Annotated in this window: 21 protein-coding genes; all 21 read left to right on the top strand. The window is 44.5% G+C overall.

The window, feature by feature from the left end:
• Nucleotides 1-282 precede the first annotated feature (282 nt).
• Nucleotides 283-663 carry a DUF1033 family protein gene (locus AX677_RS03955; RefSeq protein ID WP_060976243.1) on the top strand — a complete coding sequence of 127 codons (381 nt, stop codon included), beginning with the start codon at nt 283-285 and terminating at the stop codon, nt 661-663.
• Between the two features lie 129 nt (nt 664-792).
• On the top strand, nt 793-1,734 hold the full coding sequence (gene comGA, locus AX677_RS03950; protein ID WP_060976242.1) for a competence type IV pilus ATPase ComGA: 942 nt from the start codon (nt 793-795) through the stop codon (nt 1,732-1,734).
• On the top strand, nt 1,664-2,698 hold the full coding sequence (gene comGB, locus AX677_RS03945; protein WP_269450183.1) for a competence type IV pilus assembly protein ComGB: 1,035 nt from the start codon (nt 1,664-1,666) through the stop codon (nt 2,696-2,698). The genes comGA and comGB overlap by 71 nt, the downstream gene beginning before the upstream one ends.
• On the top strand, nt 2,698-3,015 hold the full coding sequence (gene comGC / locus AX677_RS03940) for a competence type IV pilus major pilin ComGC (RefSeq protein WP_060976241.1): 318 nt from the start codon (nt 2,698-2,700) through the stop codon (nt 3,013-3,015). The genes comGB and comGC overlap by 1 nt, the downstream gene beginning before the upstream one ends.
• Nucleotides 2,975-3,409 (top strand): competence type IV pilus minor pilin ComGD, encoded by a 435-nt coding sequence (gene comGD, locus AX677_RS03935; protein ID WP_060976240.1) that lies wholly within the window; start codon nt 2,975-2,977, stop codon nt 3,407-3,409. Before comGC ends, comGD begins: the two co-directional genes overlap by 41 nt.
• On the top strand, nt 3,375-3,668 hold the full coding sequence (gene comGE / locus AX677_RS03930; protein WP_002898637.1) for a competence type IV pilus minor pilin ComGE: 294 nt from the start codon (nt 3,375-3,377) through the stop codon (nt 3,666-3,668). Before comGD ends, comGE begins: the two co-directional genes overlap by 35 nt.
• Nucleotides 3,652-4,089: a competence type IV pilus minor pilin ComGF gene (gene comGF / locus AX677_RS03925; protein WP_002927109.1), complete on the top strand. Its 438-nt coding sequence runs from the start codon at nt 3,652-3,654 to the stop codon at nt 4,087-4,089. The genes comGE and comGF overlap by 17 nt, the downstream gene beginning before the upstream one ends.
• Nucleotides 4,070-4,462 carry a competence type IV pilus minor pilin ComGG gene (gene comGG, locus AX677_RS03920; RefSeq protein WP_060976239.1) on the top strand — a complete coding sequence of 131 codons (393 nt, stop codon included), beginning with the start codon at nt 4,070-4,072 and terminating at the stop codon, nt 4,460-4,462. Before comGF ends, comGG begins: the two co-directional genes overlap by 20 nt.
• Nucleotides 4,463-4,543: 81 nt before the next feature.
• Nucleotides 4,544-5,509, top strand: a complete 966-nt coding sequence (locus AX677_RS03915) for a class I SAM-dependent methyltransferase (RefSeq protein ID WP_060976238.1) — start codon at nt 4,544-4,546, stop codon at nt 5,507-5,509.
• 36 nt (nt 5,510-5,545) lie between these two features.
• Nucleotides 5,546-6,739, top strand: coding sequence for an acetate kinase (locus AX677_RS03910; RefSeq protein WP_060976237.1), 1,194 nt, complete (start codon nt 5,546-5,548; stop codon nt 6,737-6,739).
• Between the two features lie 134 nt (nt 6,740-6,873).
• A complete protein-coding gene (locus tag AX677_RS03905; RefSeq protein WP_060976248.1) occupies nt 6,874-7,623 on the top strand; it encodes a CPBP family intramembrane glutamic endopeptidase in 750 nt (249 codons plus the stop codon).
• 116 nt (nt 7,624-7,739) lie between these two features.
• The gene (locus AX677_RS03900; protein WP_060976236.1) at nt 7,740-8,378 is read left to right on the top strand and encodes a CPBP family glutamic-type intramembrane protease; all 639 of its coding nucleotides are present in this window, start codon (nt 7,740-7,742) and stop codon (nt 8,376-8,378) included.
• A 193-nt stretch (nt 8,379-8,571) separates the two neighbouring features.
• Entirely contained in the window at nt 8,572-9,525 is a 954-nt protein-coding gene (folP, locus tag AX677_RS03895; protein ID WP_060976235.1) for a dihydropteroate synthase, read from the top strand.
• A gap of 1 nt (nt 9,526) precedes the next feature.
• Nucleotides 9,527-10,870, top strand: a complete 1,344-nt coding sequence (locus tag AX677_RS03890) for a folylpolyglutamate synthase/dihydrofolate synthase family protein (protein WP_060976234.1) — start codon at nt 9,527-9,529, stop codon at nt 10,868-10,870.
• Between the two features lie 31 nt (nt 10,871-10,901).
• On the top strand, nt 10,902-11,456 hold the full coding sequence (gene folE / locus AX677_RS03885) for a GTP cyclohydrolase I FolE (RefSeq protein ID WP_032913027.1): 555 nt from the start codon (nt 10,902-10,904) through the stop codon (nt 11,454-11,456).
• Between the two features lie 87 nt (nt 11,457-11,543).
• Nucleotides 11,544-12,356, top strand: a complete 813-nt coding sequence (gene folK / locus AX677_RS03880; protein WP_060976233.1) for a 2-amino-4-hydroxy-6-hydroxymethyldihydropteridine diphosphokinase — start codon at nt 11,544-11,546, stop codon at nt 12,354-12,356.
• Nucleotides 12,357-12,450: 94 nt separating this feature from the next.
• Nucleotides 12,451-13,158, top strand: a complete 708-nt coding sequence (locus AX677_RS03875; protein WP_060976232.1) for an ABC transporter ATP-binding protein — start codon at nt 12,451-12,453, stop codon at nt 13,156-13,158.
• Nucleotide 13,159: 1 nt separating this feature from the next.
• Complete coding sequence (locus AX677_RS03870; RefSeq protein WP_060976231.1) at nt 13,160-13,948, top strand: lantibiotic ABC transporter permease; 789 nt, start codon at nt 13,160-13,162, stop codon at nt 13,946-13,948.
• Nucleotides 13,948-14,670, top strand: coding sequence for a lantibiotic ABC transporter permease (locus tag AX677_RS03865; RefSeq protein ID WP_060976230.1), 723 nt, complete (start codon nt 13,948-13,950; stop codon nt 14,668-14,670). The genes AX677_RS03870 and AX677_RS03865 overlap by 1 nt, the downstream gene beginning before the upstream one ends.
• A 12-nt stretch (nt 14,671-14,682) precedes the next feature.
• A complete protein-coding gene (locus AX677_RS03860; RefSeq protein WP_060976229.1) occupies nt 14,683-15,381 on the top strand; it encodes a response regulator transcription factor in 699 nt (232 codons plus the stop codon).
• A complete protein-coding gene (locus AX677_RS03855; protein WP_060976228.1) occupies nt 15,348-16,385 on the top strand; it encodes a sensor histidine kinase KdpD in 1,038 nt (345 codons plus the stop codon). The genes AX677_RS03860 and AX677_RS03855 overlap by 34 nt, the downstream gene beginning before the upstream one ends.
• The last annotated feature ends 86 nt before the right edge of the window (nt 16,386-16,471 follow it).

Here is a 16,471-nt window from a genome sequence, read left to right as displayed (position 1 = left end):
GTGCATTTTGACTTCGTAAAAACTTAAAGAATAGAGTTGAATCAATTAACCTTAATATAGCCTATAATATGAAAGATGCTGATAAATCTGTCTTATGTATAAATGGTCTGACACTATTTGTTTGCATGGTTAAGAACACTATCCATGAGATTACTCTTCATATTATGAAGAGTAATCTGCTTGCTTCCGTTCCAATAAAATTCTTGTTTTCTGATTTTGAGCAAAATAGTTTTGTTATCAAAGGAATTTATATATAATATACGGTACAAAGAGAGGACGAGTATGTATTGTGTAATTGAGATGTACGGGGACTATGAACCGTGGTGGTTCCTAGATGGCTGGGAAGATGATATCGTTGCAAAGAAGCAGTTTGATGATTATTATGAAGCCCTTAAGTATTATAAAAGCCGCTGGCTGCAAATGGAAGAGCAGTCACCTTTGTATAAGAGCCGCAGTGATTTAATGACAATTTTTTGGGATCCGGAGGATCAGCGATGGTGCGAGGAGTGCGATGAGGATGTTCAGCAGTATCATTCGCTGTTTTTGCTGGAGAATGAATGCAAGATTCCTAAGAGCAAGTATCGGCCAGGCTATACTAAGCAGAACGGCCTTGAAAAGCACCGAGCTTGCTCAGTCAAACTAAAATCCGCTAAGCCTCTTTAAATCGATAGAATATATTTTGCAAATCTGATAATAGAGCAGCAGAAGAGACCTAACTTGTTAGAAGTTAAGTTTCTTCCGCTGTTTTTTCTTTTTCTGGATTTTTTGCGAATAGTAAGGTGAGGAGGATGTATGGTTCAAGAAATTGCAAAAGAAATGATTAGGCAGGCTCGGCAAGAAGGAGCGCAGGATATTTACCTCATTCCTAAGACTACTTGCTATGAGCTTTATATGAGAATCGGTGATGAACGCCGCTTTATAAAGACTTATGATTTTGAGATTCTGTCAGCTGTTATCAGCCATTTTAAGTTTGTCGCAGGTATGAATGTTGGAGAGAAGCGCCGCAGTCAGCTGGGGTCTTGCGATTATGACTGTGAGGAAGCCAAGGTTTCAATCCGGCTGTCGACAGTTGGGGATTACCGTGGTTTTGAAAGTCTGGTTATCCGACTCCTTCATGACGAAGACAGGGAGCTGCGCTTTTGGTTTGAGCAATTGCCGGAGCTGCGAAAGAAAATTCAGGCTCGCGGTCTCTATCTTTTCTCGGGTCCGGTCGGCAGCGGCAAGACGACCTTGATGTACCATTTGGCTCAGCTCAAATTTTCTGGTCAGCAGGTTATGTCGATTGAAGATCCGGTTGAGATTAAGCAAGAGGCTATGCTGCAGCTGCAGCTGAACGAAACCATTGGCATGACTTATGACAGTCTGATTAAGCTGTCTCTGCGACATCGTCCTGATCTCTTGATTATCGGGGAAATCCGTGATCGAGAGACAGCTAGGGCAGTGGTTCGGGCAAGTCTGACCGGAGCTACGGTCTTTTCAACGATTCATGCCAAGAGTGTTCGCGGTGTCTATGAGCGGCTTTTGGAATTGGGCGTTAGCGAGGATGAGCTAAGAATGGTGCTGCAAGGTGTTTGTTACCAGCGTTTAATTGGGGGAGGAGGTGTCGTTGATTTTGTCAGTCAAAACTATCAAGAGCACGAAGCCGAAGTCTGGAATCAGCAGATTGATCAGCTTTTTGCAGAAGGACATATCAGTGCTGAGCAAAGGCAGACCGAAAAAATTGTCTACGCCTAAGCAGAAAAAGATTATTGAGCTCTTTCATAATCTCTTTAGCAGCGGTTTTCACTTAACAGAGATTGTAGACTTTCTGAGACGAAGTGCCTTGCTGGAGGAAGTATATGTCACTGAAATGCGGGCAGGCTTGTCAGCTGGTCAGTCCTTTTCAGAGATTGTCAGTCGACTGGGATTTTCCGACAGCGTTGTAACCCAGCTGTCCTTATCTGAGCTACATGGCAATCTGACACTTAGTCTGGGCAAGATTGAGACCTATCTGGAAAATCTGTCCAAGGTTAAGAAAAAATTGATAGAGGTAGGGACCTATCCTCTCATGCTGCTGGGCTTTTTGGTCCTTATCATGTTGGGATTACGCAACTATCTTCTGCCTCAATTAGACAGCCAGAATCTAGCTACTCAGCTGATTAATCACCTGCCTCAGATTTTTTTGTGGAGCAGCCTTGCTTGGGCCGCCTTGGTTTCAGTGGCTCTCTTTTACTATCGAAAGTCTTCCAAGATTCGTTTTTTCAGCAAACTAGCAGCTCTGCCCTTTTTTGGACGTTTGGTACAGGCTTACTTGACAGCTTATTATGCTCGTGAATGGGGAAATATGATTGGCCAGGGCTTGGAACTGAGTCAGATTTTTGCGATTATGCAGGAGCAGCCTTCCCAGCTCTTTAAAGAAATCGGAGAAGATATGGCGGCAGCTTTGCAGGGCGGTCAGGGCTATGCGGACAAGGTGGCAAGCTACCCTTTCTTTAAGAAAGAATTGTCCCTGATGATCGAGTATGGTGAGGTCAAGTCCAAGTTGGGGAGTGAACTGGAAGTCTATGCTGAAAAGACTTGGGAGGAATTTTTCCTACGTATCAATCGAGCCATGAATTTCATTCAGCCCCTAGTATTTATTTTTGTTGCCTTAGTGATTGTTTTACTTTATGCGGCAATGCTCTTGCCCATTTATCAGAATATGGAGGTTCATTTGTAATGAAAAAACTTAATACCTTAAAAGTTCAAGCATTTACCCTTGTGGAAATGCTGATTGTCTTGCTAGTTATCAGCGTTCTCTTGCTGCTCTTTGTGCCTAATCTGACCAAGCAAAAAGATGCTGTTTCAGATACAGGAACTGCAGCGGTAGTCAAGGTAGTAGAAAGCCAGGCGGAGCTGTATGAACTGAAGAATACCAATGAAAAGGCTAGTCTGAGCAAGCTAGTCAGCGCAGGAAATATCAGCCAGAAACAGGCAGATTCTTATAAGACTTACTATGGAAAACACAGTGGCGAAACTCAAGCGGTTGCCAATTAAGGCTTTTACACTGCTGGAAAGTCTCCTCGTTCTTTTTGTTGTGAGTTTTCTCTTACTGGGCTTGTCTGGCTCGGTCAGGGCTGGTTTCAATCAGGTTCAAGAGCAACTCTTCTTTTTAGAGTTTGAGAGGCTCTACCAGGAGACGCAGAGGTTGAGCTTAGCCGGTCATGAGAAGCTTTCTCTCAAGATTTCAGGACGTCAGATTTCCAATGGCTATCAAGAGCTGGACTTTCCACAAACTTTGCAGGAACATGAGCAGCAGGTCATTCAGTTTGACCGATCCGGTGGGAATTCATCACTCAGCAAAATTACTTTTCAGACGGAGGACAGGACAGTTGTTTACCAGCTTTATATGGGAAATGGCAAGTTTAAAAAGACAACGGCTTCAGGCTAGCATTCTGCTGGAAGCTCTGGTTGCCATGGCAATTTTTGCGGCTATTGCCAGTCTGCTTCTGGGACAGATTAGCCAGTCTCGTAAGGAGCAGCAGATCCTTCTGCAGCAGGAAGAGGTGCTTCGGGTAGCTCGTATGGCCCTGCAAACAGGACAAGAAGAGCTTCATATCAATGGAATTGCAGTGCGTCAGCTTAAGACAGATAAGCAGCTGCTGGTCTATCACGAAGGGGAGGTAGTTATTCGTGTCCAAAAACCTTAAAGTCAAGGCCTTTACTCTCTTGGAGGCTTTAGTAGCCTTGCTGGTTCTCAGTGGCGGTGTGTTAGTCTTTCAGGCCATGACCCAGCTCTTATCTTCAGAACTGCATCAGCAGGAAAACAATCAGCAGCAAGAGTGGCTTTTGTTTACCGACCAACTGGAGACGGAGCTTTCGCGAAGTCAATTTGACAAGGTAGAAGACAATAAAATCTACATCAGACAAGATGGCAGGGACCTGGCCTTGGGTAAATCTAAGGGCGATGATTTCCGTAAAACAGATAAGAGTGGTCGCGGCTACCAGCCGATGATTTATGGTTTGGAAGCAGCTGATGTGCGTCAGGACGGTAAGCTTGTCCATCTTCATTTTCGCTTTGAAAAAGGCTTAGAGAGGGAGTTCGTCTATCGTGTGGAAGAAGAAAGTTAAGGCGGGTATTTTACTGTATGCGCTATTGATGGCTGCTGTCTTTAGCCTGCTCCTGCAGTTTTATCTCAACCGTCAAGTCAGCAGTCAGCGTTTGCAGCTTTTCAACAGGGAAAGGACGGAAGCCTATGCAATGGCAGTTCTGACAAAAGCTACAGCCAAGGATGATAGCGGTGAGATGGAGTTTGAGCAAGGCAAGGCGGCCTACCGTAAGGAAGGGAAGGAACTGGAAATCAGCAGTCGGCTCAGCAGCGGTCATTCCTATTCTTTTACTTTTGTCATTTCTAAGAAGGATGAGGATAAAGCTAAGGAAGACAAGAAAGCAACTGACAAAAAGGAGAGAGCGGTTTCGGACAAAGCTGGTAAGTCGGACTAATATAACTGTAAAATCTTTGTAATTTTATATATCTTGGAAAGGGGCCTTATTTTTGGTATGATAGGATGAACGGAGGATTCCATGAATTTTGAAAAGATAGAACAAGCTTATACTCTGATTCTCGAAAACGTCCAGAATATCCAAAACGCTCTGGCGACCAATTTTTACGATGCTCTGATTGAGCAGAATGGCATTTACCTAGATGGAGATACTGATTTACAAGAGGTTCTGACCAAAGATGAAAAAATCCGCGCTCTGCATTTGACCAAGGAAGAGTGGCGGAGAGCTTATCAGTTTATCTTGATGAAGGCTGCCCAGACGGAGCCCATGCAGGTCAATCATCAATTCACACCTGATACAATTGGTTTTTTGATTACTTTCCTGCTGGACCAGCTGGCTCACGGAGAGGAAGTTGATGTATTAGAAATCGGCAGCGGAACAGGAAATTTAGCTGAGACTATTCTCAATCATACCCAAAAGAAGATAGACTACTTAGGTCTGGAGCTAGATGATTTATTAATTGACCTTTCTGCCAGCATTGCAGAGGTTATGAACTCTAAGGCTCACTTTGCTCAGGGTGATGCGGTTCGGCCTCAGGTTCTGAAAGAGAGTGATATCATTATCAGTGATTTACCGGTCGGTTATTATCCAGACGACAGTATCGCCTCTCGCTATGAAGTGGCTAGTCCGGATGAGCACACTTATGCCCATCATCTCCTGATGGAGCAATCGCTCAAATATCTGAAGCCAGGTGGTTATGCTATATTTCTGGCGCCAAATGATCTCTTGACCAGCGCTCAAGCTCCTCTTCTGAAAAAATGGCTCCTAGCCAAGGCTCAGTTTATTGCGATGATAACCTTACCAGAATCTATTTTCTCAAGCAGCAAGCATGCCAAAACTCTTTTTGTCTTGAGGAAGCAAGAAGCGAATAACATTCAGCCCTTTATCTATCCTCTTCGGGATTTGCAGGATCATGATGAAATGTTTAAATTCCGTCAAAGTTTTCAAAACTGGTACAAAGATAGTGAAATTCAAACAAAATTTTGATATAATGATTTTGAAAACGCTTAAAGAGGTGAAGAAATGTCGAAAACAATTTCTATTAATGCAGGAAGCTCAAGCTTAAAATGGCAACTCTACTTGATGCCGGAAGAAAAGGTCTTGGCTAAGGGCTTGCTGGAACGGATTGGTCTCAAGGATTCTATTTCAACAGTGAAGTTTGATGGTCGGTCAGAGAAGCAGGTTCTTGATATTGCAGATCACACGCAGGCCGTAAAAATTTTGCTGGATGATTTGAAACGCTTTAATATCATTGAATCTTATGATGAAATTACCGGTGTGGGCCATCGTGTTGTGGCTGGCGGTGAATACTTTAAGGATTCAGCTCTCGTTGATGAAGAAGTGATTCAAAAGGTAGAGGAGTTGTCTCTTCTGGCTCCATTGCATAATCCAGCCAACGCTGCAGGCATCCGTGCTTTTAGAGAAATTCTGCCAGACATTACCAGCGTGGTGGTCTTTGACACCTCTTTCCATACAACTATGCCGGAAAAAGCATATCGCTATCCGATTCCGACTAAATATTACACTGAAAACAAGGTCCGCAAGTACGGAGCTCACGGTACTAGCCATGAGTATGTAGCCAAGGAAGCTGCTAAAATTTTGGGACGTCCAATTGAAGAACTCAAACTTATCACTTGCCATATTGGTAACGGAGCTTCTATCACAGCAGTAGACAAGGGCGTTTCTGTAGATACTTCTATGGGATTCACACCACTTGGCGGTGTCATGATGGGAACGCGGACTGGGGATATCGACCCAGCTATCATTCCTTACCTGATGCAATACACAGATGACTTTAATACTCCCGAAGATATTAGCCGCGTTTTGAATCGTGAATCTGGCTTGCTTGGAGTTTCTGAGAAGTCAAGTGATATGCGTGATATCCATGAGGCGATGCGGGCAGGTGATGCCAAGGCTCAATTAGCCAACGATATTTTTGTCGATCGGATTCAAAAATACATTGGTCAGTATCTTGCTGTTTTGAATGGAGCTGATGCTATCATCTTTACCGCAGGAATTGGTGAAAATTCTGTGACCATTCGTGAATTGGTTATTAATGGTATTTCTTGGTTTGGCTGTGATGTAGACCCAGAAAAGAATGTGCGTGGTGCAGAAGGCGTGATTTCCAGTCCTGATGCCAAGGTCAAAGTCTTGGTTATCCCGACTGACGAAGAATTGGTCATCGCGCGTGATGTCGAACGTTTCAAAAATCAATAAATCCAAAAGCTCAGTTTGACTGGGCTTTTTATATGCTTTAAGAAAGGATTTTCTTGGTTGTTGCCCTTGAAAACATTGAGCGATTCGTTCTCATAGTCACTATCAGTATTGGCTCTCAATACGTGATATATGAAATGCTTGCAGTTAAGAATTGTCTATACAAAATAAGAAAATTGAGCTATACTAGGAAGGAAAAGGAGGAAGATATGAAAGCAATTCTAAAAAAATTAGAGTACATTCTACTGACTCTGTTTGTCTTATTTCTCAGCCAGATACCATTTATATTTATCCGACAGATGACTGCTTCTGAGAAGAATTTTTCAGCTGGACAGACTATCTTTGTGCTGGTGGTATATCTTTTGATTGTCTTTTTTGTTCTGAGAATGGCTAAGCAAGAAGAACTGCTGAGCTTAGACTTTAGCTTTTTCAAATGGTCTTCGTTTGGCTGGTTAGCTGTTTCTAATGTTGTCATGATTGGCGTCAACATGCTGGGAGCAATTATCATGCTGCTGGAAGGTCAGGCCATATCCACTGCTAATCAGGATGCCTTGAATGAATTATTTCAGCATGTACCCAAGATTCTATTAGTGGTAGGTGCTGTGATTCAGGCTCCTATCTTGGAGGAAGTAGTCTTTCGCGGCTTGATTCCTCAGAAGATTTTTACCAAGCATTATGTTTGGGGATTGGTTGTAGGAGTCATTCTTTTCGGTCTTTTTCATGGTCCAACCAATATCGGCAGTTTTGTTATCTATGCAGGTATGGGTGCTGTTTTAGCCGCGGTTGCTTACATATTTAAGCGTTTGGAAATGTCTATTTTGGCACACATGCTGAGAAATGGAGTTGCAGTACTCATCATGATACTGACAGGTTTGGTGAACAAGTAGGAAAGCAGAGAATATCTGCTTTTTTGTCATTTGAGGCACAAATTAGGACATTTGAGGGGATTTCCCCCAGCTTGCTCTTACTTCTTCTATAATGATAAGAGAAGAATGGAGAGAATATGCTGAAATTAGAGAAAATCATCCAATTGTTACTACTGGCTATGTTGACTCAGACGGGACTGCTGCTCATGATTCATCCAATGCCTCATCGCTTGGTCTTTAGTCAGGCTAATCTGCTTTTTATGGTGGGCTTGCTGGGGTTGCTTTTTTGTTGCGCCTTTTATTTTTCCAGAGAACTGCAGGAAATCAAAGGTTCTCTGCGTCAGTCAAGCAACTATCGAAACTTGCTTTTCTTGTATTTTTTGATGATTTTGGTCAATGCTGTGGGGGTTCTTCTGCTGTGTGGTAAGGAGGTGCAGTCGGGCCAGGCGGTGGATCAGATGCTGACGGAGAGTTTTCTGTCATCTTCTCTTTTGCTTCTGGGGATTGACATCGCCGTTTTATCCCCTGCGGCACCGAAATTTGTTGATAGTGGCTCCTCTCTTCGCTATCGGAAGAGCTGGGGGATTGCACTAGGTTTGCTCTGCTTTTCCCTTGCGAAAAATCCTCAGGAAACTCTGTGTTTTCTGTCCTATCTAGTTTTGGGACTGGTCTTTGCCCATCTCCTCAGGCCTTATTTTCAGCGTTTGGAGCTGTCTATGCTGGCCCATATTCTCCGAAATATGATTATTCTCAGCCTTTTACCCTTTTGCTTTTAGAAAGTGTTTTGTCAAATAGAAGAATTATGGTAAAATGGTAAATGAAACAAGGGACTAGATAAGGTCTTCTTGTGAAGTCGAGTGCAGTTCATAGGACTGAATGCTGCATCTGCTGAGAGCTTTGCGGTACACTAGATGAGTGTGCCTTTTTTGTTGAAGAGCAGGGTAGCAATAGAAATGAGATGAAAGTCAAATGGTGAATCTAAAAGCAATTGCTCCAGATGGCCGAACGGGCCTCTGTGGTATTATTAATGCGACGCCGGATTCTTTTTCAGATGGTGGGCGCTACAACACGGTTGAGACGGCATTGGCTCAGGCTAGAAAGCTGATTGCTGAGGGAGCTCACATGCTGGATATTGGTGGTGAGTCTACTCGGCCAGGCAGTCATTTTGTGGCTATTCAAGAAGAGATAGAGCGGGTAGTGCCAGTCATTGAAGCTATTCGTCGGGAAAGTGACATTGTGATTTCTGTGGACACTTGGAAGTCGGAAGTTGCTGCAGCGGCTTTGGCTGCGGGTGCAGATATTATCAACGATATTACCGGTCTTTTAGGCGATGAAAAGATGGCAGAGACAGCAGCGAAATATGGCGCGCCAGTCATTGTCATGTTTAATCCGGTGATAGCTCGTCCTCAACATGCTAGCTCAAGGATTTTCCCAGAATTTGGCTTTGGTCCAGCCTTCGCAAAGGAAGAGTTATCTCTTTTTGCAGACTTGCCAATTACAGAACTGATGTGGAAGTGTTTTGAGAAATCTTTGGAGTTGGCGGAACATGCCGGCCTTTCGCGTGATAATATCATGCTGGATCCAGGGATTGGTTTCGGTTTGACCAAGCGGGAGAATCTTCTCCTTTTGCAGGAGCTGGATAGTCTCCATCAGGCTGGTTTCCCTATTTTTCTTGGGGTTTCTCGTAAGCGGTTTCTTGTTAGTATCTTAGAAGAAAACGGCTTTAAGGTCAATCCTGAGACTCAGGAAGGCTTCGAAAACCGTGATACAGCTTCAGCCCATCTGACTACCCTTGCGGCTAGCAGAGGCGTTGAAGTTGTCAGAGTGCACGAAGTGGCTAAGCACCGGATGGCTGCTGCCGTTGGCGATGCGATTCGTCTAGCGCAGCAGACAGAAGATCTCAATCTAGGTCAGTACAAGTAAGATGAAAAAACAAGAATTACCTGATTTAAGCTGGCTGGAAGCCTATCGGACAGCCAGTCCCCATTTTGGCTTGAAGCGGATGGAGCGTTTGCTGGAGCTGCGGGGAAATCCACATTTGCGGCTGCCAGTCATTCATATTGCAGGGACTAATGGCAAGGGCTCAACCATTGCCCATCTGCGCCAACTCTTGGAGGTGAGCGGCCTGCGGGTTGCCACCTTCACCTCTCCTTATCTAGTCAGCTACAATGAGCAGATTGCCATTAATGGCAATGCGATCTCCGACCAAGACCTTCAGATATTACTTTCTATTTACCAAGAGCTTTTGGCCCAGCATGCGACAGACTCTAGCTTGCAAGGGGTGACTGAGTTTGAGATTGTAACTGCTCTAGCTTATGATTATTTTGTCCAGCAGCAGGTGGATGTGGCTATTATCGAGGTCGGCATGGGTGGGCTTTTGGACAGTACCAATGTCTGTCAGCCCTTACTGACTGCTATCACGACAGTTGGTCTGGATCATGTGGCCTTGCTGGGGGACAGTCTAGAGGCTATTGCCCAGCAGAAAGCTGGCATTATCAAGCCTGGAGTTCCCATTGTGACCGGTAGGATAGAGCCAGAGGCTCTGGCAGTAGTCGAGCAGAAGGCTGCTGAAAAAGATGCTCCGCTCTTTTCTTGGTCTCAAGACTATCAAGTGGAACATCAAGAGTCAGAGAAAGGGGAGTGCTTTTCCTTTTCGAATGTCTATCGGGCCAAAGACTCGTATCAAACAGCTCTGATGGGACTGCATCAGGCGGACAATGCTGGATTGGCTCTGCACTTGTGTGACCTATACTGCCAGTTGCAGTCGCTGCCCTTGTTGACAAAAGCAGAGGTTGAGAGGGCCTTGCTTGCTGCTGTATGGCCAGGGCGTTTGGAAAGAATATCGGATCAGCCGCTCATCCTTTTGGATGGAGCCCATAATCCTCATGCCCTGCGGTCGCTAGCAGCGACATTGGACCAGCATTATCCGACTTATAAGAAGCACATTTTATTTGCTTGTATCCAAACCAAAGCCTTGGATGATATGGTGGAGCTGTTGCAAAAGATTCCCAAAGCTGCTATAAGCTTGACAGCTTTTGCTGATCCGCGGAGTTTTTCTGAAGAGAGCATGCAAGCCTTGGCTGAGCAGCAAGGTCTGTCTTACAAAGAATGGCCGGATTATTTATCAGATTATTTAGCAGTAGAGCATGAGCCGGATGAGCTTTTGCTGATTACGGGTTCTCTTTATTTTCTGGCTCAGGTTAGAAAATCAATCCTTGAGAATCGCGAGTTAGACTTTGCTGAGCGTCCTTCTCAGTCAAGTAAATGATCAAAAAATAAAAATGAACATAGGAGCATATATGGACACGAAGAAAATTGAAGTAGCAGTTGCCCAGATTATTGAGGCGGTTGGAGAAGACGGAAGCCGCGAAGGCTTGCAGGAGACGCCACAGCGCATTGCAAAGATGTATCAGGAAATTTTTGCTGGGCTGGGCGAGACTGCTGAGGAGCATCTGGCCAAGTCTTTTGAAATCATTGACAATAATATGGTAGTGGAGAAGGATATTTTCTTTCATTCCATGTGTGAGCACCATTTCCTGCCATTTTACGGGAAGGTTCATATCGCCTATGTGCCTAATGGTCGGGTAGCAGGCTTGTCCAAGCTTGCCCGAACGGTAGAGGTCTATGCCAAGAAACCGCAGATTCAAGAGCGATTGACCGTAGAGATTGCTGAGGCCTTGATGGACTATCTGGGTGCTCAAGGAGCCTTGGTCTGGGTGGAAGCTGAGCATATGTGTATGAATATGCGCGGAGTCAGAAAGCCTGGCACTGCAACGGTTACTACAGCGGCACGCGGCGTTTTAGCGACGGACAAGGATCTGAAAAATGAAGCTTACAAGCTGATGGGACATTGATCTTATAAGTGGTGGAGCATGTTAGGAAAGGTTAGATAGTTTTATCAAGGATAAAATGCAGAAACTTGAATCAGAAAGGATAAGAAAATGGATCAGCTGCGCATTAAGGATTTGGAAGTGTATGCTTATCATGGTCTGTTTGGAGCAGAGAAGGAGTTGGGCCAGCGTTTTGTGCTGGATCTGATTTTGGACTATGATATGACTCGGGCTGCCAAAACAGGCGACCTAACAGCTTCTATCCACTATGGAGAATTAGCTCAGGATTTGACCCACTGGTGTCAGGAAAGCAAGGAGGACTTGATTGAGACGCTGGCTTACAAGTTGATTGATCGGATTTTTCTGACTCATCCTTTGGTGCAGAAAGTCAGCTTGGAGGTCAAGAAGCCTTGGGCACCGGTGCCTCTGCCTTTAGAGACCTGCTCGGTCAAGCTAGTACGTCAAAAGCGGAAAGCCTTTATCGCTCTGGGGAGCAATCAAGGCAACCCAACTGCCAATCTGGATGCGGCTTTGGAAAAAATAGCAGAGCAAAATATAAGAGTTTTGCAGGCATCAAGCCGCATTGAGACAGAGCCTTGGGGTGGCGTTGAGCAGGATCCGTTTCTCAATCAAGTTGTTGAAGTTGAGACTTGGCTCAATCCTGAGGAGTTAATGCAGACCCTGCTAGCTATCGAAGCGGATCTAGGGCGCGTGCGGGAGATCAAATGGGGTCCGCGTGTGATTGACCTGGATATTCTTTACATAGGTCAGGAAGAGCTATACAGTCCGGACTTGATTGTTCCTCATCCTTATGTGGCTGAGCGAGCTTTTGTCTTGCAATCTTTGGTAGAAATCGCCCCACACTTTGTCGATCCCGTGCAGAAAAAAAGCATCCGTCAGCTCTGGGATGCGGTTGAAAAATGAGAAAAGAAACTTGTCGCAAGGCAAGTTTTTTTATTGTCTGAACTTTCTCTGAACTTGCCCCTGTATACTAAAGAAAAATCAAAAGGAGTTCAATATGGAACATATGGTGAAAATAGAAGGAGTCTGCAAAAAGCATGGCAGCAAGCAGATTTTAGAAGATATTTCTTTTACAGCTAGAAGCGGGCGGATTACAGCCTTTCTGGGCCCAAATGGTGCTGGTAAAAGCTCGACCTTGAGGATTCTCTTGGGGTTAGATCGGGCGACAGCAGGGACGGCGACTTTTGATGGGCAAACCTATCAGTCAATGACCTATCCGCTCAGAACGGTAGGTGCAGCCTTTGACGGCATTGGCGGTCTGCCAAATCGAAAGGTTTATGACCACCTGAGGATTATTGCGGCGAGTAATGCTATTCCCAAGTCTCGGATCGATGAGGTTTTGGAGATGACTGGAATCGCTCATAAGAGGAAGGACCTCTTGTCAAGCCTGTCTTTGGGAGAAGGTCAGCGGTTAGGTTTGGCCGCAGCTTTGCTGGGTGATCCTCAGTTTCTTATATTAGATGAGCCGACTAATGGCCTGGATCCAAGTGGGATTAAGTGGTTTAGAAAGTTCATCCGTCAGCAGGCTGATTTAGGGAAAACGGTACTTCTATCTTCTCATATCCTATCAGAGGTGCAAATGGTGACAGATGATGTAGTCTTGATTCATCATGGGCGAATTATTGAGCAGGGACGATTGGAAGAGGTGCTGGAAGATTCAGACAGTCTAGAAGAGATCTTCTTTGATTTGACAGAGGAGGTTTAAGATGAAAGAAACGATGTCTTTATTGCATTCAGAATGGTTGAAAATTCGCTCAACCAAGGCTTTCAAAGTGAGTATGGCCTTCATGCTGCTCTTGGTGCCTGCCGTATCCTGGCTGGAGGGTCGACAGTATTTATCTGTCGGCTTGGATGCCACGCCTGAGACGGTTCCCGGCCTGGCAGAAGCCATTGACCCGCTGGAATATCTAGGCCTCAATGGTGCCTCTATGGCAGGCATGGTTTTGGTCATTTTAGCTGGAATTTTGGGAGCTATGGAATTTCAGTCTCATAGCTTGAGAACCAGTCTTTTGACCTGTAATAACCGCCTGAAGTTGCTTGTGGGGAAACTCATGACCTTTGCTTGCTTTTCTCTTGCCAGTAGCTTTTTATCAATCTACTTTAGTTATATGGTCATGCATCTGGCTTTAGGAAAGGAAGGACTTGATTCGATTCTGCTCAATCAGACAGCCTGGAGTCTGATTTTGTGGAAAACCTTATCTCTAACCCTATTGGGAATCCTTTCATTTTTGTTAGGTTTATTGGCTCGAACCATGCTAGTTCCTCTGCTATTTCTCGTACCCCAAATCTATAATTTAGGAAACTACCTAGCTGCTCACACGAGTTGGGGAGCTTATCTGCCACAACCAGCAGGAGAGTTGTTTGCGGCAACGCCAACTTCCCAATATGCCAACAATCCCTTACAAGGACTGTTGATACTTGGCGTATGGTTACTAGTCATCGGCGGCATGACCTCTCTGCGCTTTTTGAAGACGGATTTAGGAGGGCGATACTGATGATAAAAGCTCTACTTAGAAGTGAATGGATTAAGTTCCGTTCTTACTATCTCGCTCTTGGTGCAGCCTTGGTGGCTCTGGTAATCGTTCCATTTTTTCTGATGAATCTTGACTACAGTCAAACAGCAGTTGGCCAGACGAAGGCTCTGAGCGAGGTTTTGCATGCTCTCTATCTGGCGCAGCCTGTCATCGTCATCTTTACTTCGCTCTATTTTGCCCAGGAGTTTGTCAAGTCAGGGATGCGAACGAATTTTCTAACCGTATCAAATAGAAAGGCTTGGTTGGCTGGGAAATTCCTTTTTCTGGTCTTGCTGCTCTTGATCCTCTATAGTATCATGATAGGCAGCTGTTTCCTTGTTATGCTGGCTCGTTTTGACCTAGACTTTAGCTGGTCCTTACTGGGGAAATTCCTTTATTACAGCTTTTTTGGTCTTCTCAGCAATCTTTTTCTGGCTTTTTTAACTGCCGGCCTCGCTTTGCTATTTCAATCTTGGGTTGTGCCGGTGTCGGTGCTCTTTCCTCTCTTGATTGGTCTTAGCCGTTTATTGGCAACTTTTATCAAAGAAGCAAAATACCTGCCCGATCTGGCTACCCTAAATCTCTTTGAGTATGAAGGGCTTCAGCATTCAATAGATTTATCAGGTCTGGGGATACAGCTGTTCTGGCTAGCTTTGGTTTGGAGCTCTGCTATATTCTTAACCTTGAAACGAGATGTTCGCTAGAGGTATGCTATAATGGAAATTATGAGACAGTATCGTATTTTGGTGGTTGATGACGACCGGAGCATTTTGAAGCTAGTGAAAAATGTCCTAGAGCTCGACGCTTATGATGTGACGACGCTTGATCGGATAGAAGAGCTAGAATTGACGCATTTTGTCGGATATGACTTGATTCTGCTGGATGTGATGATGGAGCCTGTTAATGGTTTTGAGCTGTGTTCTTACATTCGTCCTCATCTTTCGTGCCCAATCATCTTTCTGACGGCTAAGGAATTGGAGACGGACAAGGTGGAAGGCCTCTTTCGCGGAGCAGATGACTATATTGTCAAACCTTTTGGGACCAAAGAATTGCTGGCACGTGTCAGAGCTCATCTTCGGCGGGAGGAAAGACGGGAGGAGCGATATTCTGAAATTGCTTCTTGTCAATTTTATCCTGAGCGTTATGAAGTTGCCTGTTTTGGTAAAGTCTTGAAATTTTCAGAGCGAGAGTTTAAGTTACTGCATTTACTTGCTAGCAATCCCAAGCAGACCTTTTCAGCTGAACGCCTGCATACCTTGCTTTACCCAGAAAGCTCAGAAACACAGCTTCGCTCCATCTCAGAATACGTATATCAGATTCGTCAAAAATGCAAACAAGAAGGGCTGCAAGCAATCGCGACAGTGAGAGGAGTAGGCTATAGATGGCAATTAGAACCCGAAATTTCAAAAGCCTAGTCTGGACAACCAGTTTAAAAATCGTCTTTTTTCATGTTTTGATTTTTGTACTTATAGGCTATGAATTTACGCAAGGAAGTAATCACGTTCTTTTCACCTTGTTCTTTTGGGCGGGGAGCTTGCTGCTGATTACTTTTTATCATATTTTGAAATTGCTCCGAAAAATCAATCGGGAAATAAAAATGCTAACAAGCGAGAAGCTTTTAGAAGAAAATCAAAGTCAGCTTTTTCGGATCGAGGAAATGCTCGAAGTTTATAGCGATTTACGGAGCAGCCATCAAGAAAATGCTCGTCTTCTAGAAAAAGAGCAGCAGCATAATCAGGAGTTGATTTTACAGCTATCAGCGACATCGCACGATTTGAAAACACCCCTAACTGTGATTAAGGGGAATGCTGAGCTCTTGGAATTGGCGCAGTTGGGCCAGCCACAGGCAGACTATGCTACTGAGATTTTGCAGGCTAGTCACAAGATGGAAGAGTATTGTGGCTCTTTGATTGATTACGCTAAGACCTTTCAGATTGATTCTAATCAGTTCAGTCAGCTTTCCTTAGGGGACTTTTTGGCTTATCTCCAGGACGATTGGGCACTGTTCAGCAAACAGGAAAGCTATCGTTTCTATCTCCAAGAAGATTGTGATCTTAGTCTGATTTTGTCAATTCATTTGGACTATCTCAAACGGGCTTTGCTCAATATTTTACTGAATGCGCTTGAACATGCAGACCAGAATCAAAAGGAAGTCAAGCTAACGGTATCAGTGCAGCAGGACCAGTTGGTTTTTTCTATCTGGAACAATGGCCCTGCATTTTCAGAGGAGATGCTGCTGGGAGCGGAACAGCTCTTTTATCAGAGTGACCAAAGCCGCAATTCAGCTAATCCCCATCATGGTATCGGCTTAGCCTTTTCTAAGCAAGTAGCTCTCTTGCACGGTGGTCGTCTGACCCTGCTCAATCCAGACCAAGGAGGAGCCTGTGTCGAGTTGACTGTGGCTTTGGAAAGCAAATAACAAAGGAAAATTCAAGATGATAAAAGGACTGAAATGTTTAAACTTTCAGTTCTTTTTTGCCGCTTTCTTCTTGACAAAATATGTAA

The organism is Streptococcus sp. CCH8-C6 (assembly GCF_001557225.1).
Taxonomy (GTDB): domain Bacteria; phylum Bacillota; class Bacilli; order Lactobacillales; family Streptococcaceae; genus Streptococcus; species Streptococcus sanguinis_C.
Note: the sequence above shows the minus strand (reverse complement) of the source record. Positions and strands in the feature narration are given on the sequence as shown.

What these genes read in the sequence shown, in the direction of transcription:
- AX677_RS03955 (WP_060976243.1), top strand. Translation starts at nt 283, where the DNA reads ATGTATTGTGTAATTGAGATGTACGGGGACTATGAACCGTGGTGGTTC.
- comGA (WP_060976242.1), top strand. Translation starts at nt 793, where the DNA reads ATGGTTCAAGAAATTGCAAAAGAAATGATTAGGCAGGCTCGGCAAGAA.
- comGC (WP_060976241.1), top strand. Translation starts at nt 2,698, where the DNA reads ATGAAAAAACTTAATACCTTAAAAGTTCAAGCATTTACCCTTGTGGAA.
- comGD (WP_060976240.1), top strand. Translation starts at nt 2,975, where the DNA reads ATGGAAAACACAGTGGCGAAACTCAAGCGGTTGCCAATTAAGGCTTTT.
- comGE (WP_002898637.1), top strand. Translation starts at nt 3,375, where the DNA reads ATGGCAAGTTTAAAAAGACAACGGCTTCAGGCTAGCATTCTGCTGGAA.
- AX677_RS03915 (WP_060976238.1), top strand. Translation starts at nt 4,544, where the DNA reads ATGAATTTTGAAAAGATAGAACAAGCTTATACTCTGATTCTCGAAAAC.
- AX677_RS03910 (WP_060976237.1), top strand. Translation starts at nt 5,546, where the DNA reads ATGTCGAAAACAATTTCTATTAATGCAGGAAGCTCAAGCTTAAAATGG.
- AX677_RS03905 (WP_060976248.1), top strand. Translation starts at nt 6,874, where the DNA reads ATGCTTGCAGTTAAGAATTGTCTATACAAAATAAGAAAATTGAGCTAT.
- AX677_RS03900 (WP_060976236.1), top strand. Translation starts at nt 7,740, where the DNA reads ATGCTGAAATTAGAGAAAATCATCCAATTGTTACTACTGGCTATGTTG.
- folP (WP_060976235.1), top strand. Translation starts at nt 8,572, where the DNA reads ATGGTGAATCTAAAAGCAATTGCTCCAGATGGCCGAACGGGCCTCTGT.
- AX677_RS03890 (WP_060976234.1), top strand. Translation starts at nt 9,527, where the DNA reads ATGAAAAAACAAGAATTACCTGATTTAAGCTGGCTGGAAGCCTATCGG.
- folE (WP_032913027.1), top strand. Translation starts at nt 10,902, where the DNA reads ATGGACACGAAGAAAATTGAAGTAGCAGTTGCCCAGATTATTGAGGCG.
- folK (WP_060976233.1), top strand. Translation starts at nt 11,544, where the DNA reads ATGGATCAGCTGCGCATTAAGGATTTGGAAGTGTATGCTTATCATGGT.
- AX677_RS03875 (WP_060976232.1), top strand. Translation starts at nt 12,451, where the DNA reads ATGGAACATATGGTGAAAATAGAAGGAGTCTGCAAAAAGCATGGCAGC.
- AX677_RS03870 (WP_060976231.1), top strand. Translation starts at nt 13,160, where the DNA reads ATGAAAGAAACGATGTCTTTATTGCATTCAGAATGGTTGAAAATTCGC.
- AX677_RS03865 (WP_060976230.1), top strand. Translation starts at nt 13,948, where the DNA reads ATGATAAAAGCTCTACTTAGAAGTGAATGGATTAAGTTCCGTTCTTAC.
- AX677_RS03860 (WP_060976229.1), top strand. Translation starts at nt 14,683, where the DNA reads ATGGAAATTATGAGACAGTATCGTATTTTGGTGGTTGATGACGACCGG.
- AX677_RS03855 (WP_060976228.1), top strand. Translation starts at nt 15,348, where the DNA reads ATGGCAATTAGAACCCGAAATTTCAAAAGCCTAGTCTGGACAACCAGT.